Source organism: Brachyspira pilosicoli, assembly GCF_019402445.1.
GTDB lineage: Bacteria > Spirochaetota > Brachyspiria > Brachyspirales > Brachyspiraceae > Brachyspira > Brachyspira pilosicoli_B.
This window is the reverse complement of sequence record NZ_SRZM01000078.1, coordinates 1-2,571: the sequence shown is the minus strand read 5'-3', so window position 1 is coordinate 2,571 and position 2,571 is coordinate 1. Positions and strand designations below refer to the sequence as shown.

General features: G+C 28.3%; 2 protein-coding genes. One reads left to right on the top strand and one right to left on the bottom strand.

The genetic code is table 11. From position 1 onward, the window contains the following. Positions 1-150 precede the first annotated feature (150 nt). The gene (locus tag E6A48_RS03215) at positions 151-1,038 is read left to right on the top strand and encodes a DUF58 domain-containing protein (protein ID WP_219708552.1); all 888 of its coding nucleotides are present in this window, start codon (positions 151-153) and stop codon (positions 1,036-1,038) included. Between the two features lie 344 nt (positions 1,039-1,382). Here the strand turns inward: E6A48_RS03215 and E6A48_RS03210 are convergent, their stop codons facing one another. After that, on the bottom strand, positions 1,383-2,561 hold the full coding sequence (locus E6A48_RS03210; protein ID WP_219708553.1) for a M23 family metallopeptidase: 1,179 nt from the start codon (positions 2,559-2,561) through the stop codon (positions 1,383-1,385). Positions 2,562-2,571: the final 10 nt, after the last annotated feature.

The window sequence follows — 2,571 nt, the reverse complement described above, 5'->3', positions numbered from 1 at the left end:
TGCAACTTTTTTGAGCGACAAAAAAGTTGAATAAAATAAAAACATAGATTACAAAATATATTCGTTTAAATTATACTAAAAAAATTAGAAAATATAAAAATTGACAAAACCTCAAATCTTTTGTATAGTTTAAACCTAAAGGAAATAAATATGTTTAGAGATAGCACCATAACAACCAAAGATATACTAAAATCTGTTAGGCAGATAGAAATAAAAACTTCGCGTATAGTAAACTCTTATTTTGCTGGGCAGTATCATTCTGCTTTTAAGGGGCATGGTATAGAGTTTGATGAGGTGAGAAAATATAATATTGGCGATGATGTGAGGGCTATGGATTGGAAGGTGAGTGCGAGGTATAATGAGCCTTTTATCAAGAGATTTAGAGAAGAGAGGGAGCTTAATGTTGTTATATTAGCTGACTTTTCTGCTTCTACCGATTTTGGACTTACAAAAACTAAACATAATCTTATTGTAGAGCTTAGTGCTTTGCTATCTTTTTCTGCTCTTAAAAACAATGACAAAGTAGGGCTTTTAATATTTACTGATACTGTTGAAAAGTTTATTCCTCTAAACAAAGGAAAAAATCATGTGCTTAGAATTATTAGAGAGCTTATAGAGTTTGAACCCAAAAGTGCTGAAACTAATATTGCTAATGCTTTAGAATATTTTAATAAGATACAAAAAAGAGATAGTATTACATTCCTTATAACAGATGCATGTTCTGATTTACCGAAAAAACAGATAGACATTACAAGAAAGAGAAATGATTTTGTGGTTTGTTTAGTTAATGATAGATTAGAATATGAAATGCCTCATTTGCTTGGCACGTTAGTTTTATCAGATTTAGAGAATGATGAGTATGTTTATTTTGATATGGGGAACAAGAATGTGAGAGAGGCTTATATCAATGAACAGAGTAAAATGCTTGAAGATAAATTACAGTTTTTGAAAAGAAATTCTATAGAAAATATAGTATTAGATACATCTAGTAATTATATTAATGATGTTATGAAATTTTTTATCAAGAGAAGAAGATAGCGATTTTTGCTTGCTTTAATGATTAGTTAATTATATAAAAAATAATACTCTTTATTTTATATAAGTAGTAGAATATAAAAATGCAGTCTTTTTGCTTCTTTGGGTCACCAAAAGAAGTGGGGTGCGGGGCAAAGCCCTGCAAATATCTTATTAAAATAAATGTTTTTTACAAAAAAATTAAGTTAATTTTATTGTTCTTTTTCTCGCAACTATACGCTATGGACTTCATAAAATAACCAAAAAGTGCAAGTTTAAGAAACTAATACTAATTATATTTTATATAAAAAAAGGAAACAGCGTTATTTACTGCTTCCTTATTTTATTTTTTAGATTATTTATTTTAATTATCTTCTTTTAATGAATTTTCCTATAGGTATAAAGTCAGCAGGGTTTAATGCCACACCGTTTCTTCTTACTTCAAAATGTAAATGGCTTCCTGTAGAATTACCAGTGCTTCCCATTCTTCCTATCATTACTCCAACGCCCACATTAGCACCAACTGTAGTAGTGATTTTATTTAAGTGTCCGTAGTATGTAGTATATCCTTTATCATGACGAACTATAACCAAATTTCCAAAACCGCCGCTGTATCCTGCAAATATAACCTTTCCTTTTCTAGCAGCATATATAGGAGTGTTTAATCCGCCAGGTATATCTACACCTAAATGTTTTCTTCTTACTCCTGTAATTGGATGTACTCTATATCCAAATACACTGCTTATTCTTGTTACAACTGTAGGTAAGCTGAACATTTGACCGAATTTATCTATTCTTTCATCTAATGTATATTTAGCACCAGGTAAAAATATTTCATCTCCAGTGTTGATGTTATCTCTGTCTATTTTGTTAAAGCTTAATACTCTGTTAATTTCAACATCATATCTGTCGCTAATCTCTTCTAAAGTTTCATTTTTCTTAACAACATAAAGCAAACCATTTCTATTTGGTATCATTATAGTCTGTCCAGGTCTTAATTTGTTTGCATTGCTTATTTTATTAACGCTTACTATAGTATCTAAATTAGCACCTATTTTTTTTGATATACTACTTAAGTTATCGCCTTCTTCTATTGTATATTCATCATATTTAAGACTGATAGTACCATCACTTACAAGCGAATTATCAGAAACTAAATAATCATAAAAAGCATCAGATGCCTTTTCTATAGAAGCAACAGGTGTAGAAGTAACTGCTGGTATATTTTTTATATCTTCTTCTGTAACAATATTATTAGTTTCTATTTTCATTTCTTTTACTTCATCTAATATTTTATTATATACTTCAGATGTAGTTTTGGAGTCATCTGTATTTTGAGCATATAAATTATTGCTAGAATTTCTTTTTGAACCAAGTATTAAAAAATTAATGAGAACTATAAACATTATAAATGATATTGCTATTAATAATGATTTCTTTAAAAAATATGGAAAAAGGTTTTTATCACTATCTTCTATTAGGTATTGTTTTATTTTTTGTATAATATTTTGTTTTCTTCTTACTCTTGTGTATTTAAATTTTTTCATGGTAATTAGT